The sequence below is a fragment of the Mycobacterium sp. SMC-21 genome (genome assembly GCF_045310825.1).
Lineage (GTDB): Bacteria > Actinomycetota > Actinomycetes > Mycobacteriales > Mycobacteriaceae > Mycobacterium.
In genome coordinates, this window is sequence record NZ_JBJIAO010000100.1 from 1 (window position 1) to 1404 (window position 1404).

Genomic DNA, 1404 nt, shown 5'->3' on the forward strand with positions numbered 1-1404 from the left:
TGTGGCGCTCCACGGGTTTTCGTGGGCGCCTTTGCGCTGTTCAGGGGCTATTTTAGGTTGTGCGCCTGGGGTTTTGAGCGTGTCGGCGGCGAGTTGAAGGACGCGCACGCGGTGTCCCTCTAGGTTTCGGGGTTACCACACCAACCTCAACCGCCAGGAACGATCCGCGTGCGCGTCAGTACTGCATTTAACCGAATACTTCAGGTCCCCGGAGCCAACGTCACCGATGTCACCATCGGCGACCGCGATATCGAAGTCACCGTCGGCCTTAAAGCCCGCTCGATGCGCTGCCCGTGCGGCAAACGTGTGCGGGCCGGTTATGACCGCCGGCGCCGGCGCTGGCGCCATGTGGATCTGGCCTGCAAGAAACTGTGGCTGGTCTACGACATCCGCCGCACGAACTGCCCACGCTGCGGCATCGTCACCGAGCAGGTGCCGTGGGCTCGTCCCGGTGCCCGATTCACCCGAGACTTCGAAGACACGGTGCTCTGGCTGGCCCAACGCACCGACCGCACCACCGTGGCCACGCTCATGCGGTGCGGCTGGGAATCGGTCACCGCCATCATCAACCGCGGTGTCGACGAACTGCTCGACCAACGACGACTCACAGACCTGTACCGGATCGGCGTCGACGAAATCTGCTACCGCCACCCGCACAAATATCTGACCATCGTCGGCGACCACGACACCGGCACCGTCATCGGAGTCCAGCCCGGACGCAGTGAAGAATCGCTATCGAAATTCTATGAACAACAACCTGATTCGACACTAGAGACGATCACCGCCGTGAGCATGGACGTGAGCAAGGCGTTCCGCGGAGCCACCCGAACCCACCTACCGGAAGCCACCATCTGCTTTGACCCGTTCCACATCATGCAATGGGTCAACCGGGCATTGGACCGGGTCTTCGCCGCCGCCGCCAGCGGACCGGACAAAGTCGCCATGACCTCAGCGCAGTGGCGCCAGACCCGATGGGCGCTGCGCACCGGCGAAAACAAACTCACCGACAACAAACGTGAACTGGTCAACCAGATCGCCCGCGCGAACCGTCACGTCGGCCGGGCCTGGGCCCTCAAAGAACAGCTGCGCGACCTGTATCGACTCCCACACGAACCCGGTGTCGCCCGTCAACGACTCAAAGCCTGGATCACCGCCGCCAAACGCAGCCGTATCCCGTCCTTCATCGAACTCGGCAAACGACTACAGGAACACTTCGACGCCGTCATCGCCGCCGTGGAACTCGGCATCTCCAACGCCCTCCTCGAAGGCATCAACGCCAAAATCCGACTCATCAACGCCCGCGGCTACGGCCACCACTCCGCCCGAACACTGACCTCAATGATCTATCTCTGCCTGGGCGGGCTCCACCCTCAGCTACCCACGAGAAGGTGAGGAGTAGCACAC

At 62.5% G+C, this 1404-nt stretch carries 1 protein-coding gene; it reads left to right on the top strand.

Annotated elements, in window-relative coordinates; genetic code table 11:
- Positions 1 to 168: 168 nt before the first annotated feature.
- On the top strand, positions 169 to 1392 hold the full coding sequence (locus ACJH6H_RS29700) for an ISL3 family transposase (protein ID WP_212806588.1): 1224 nt from the start codon (positions 169 to 171) through the stop codon (positions 1390 to 1392).
- Positions 1393 to 1404: the final 12 nt, after the last annotated feature.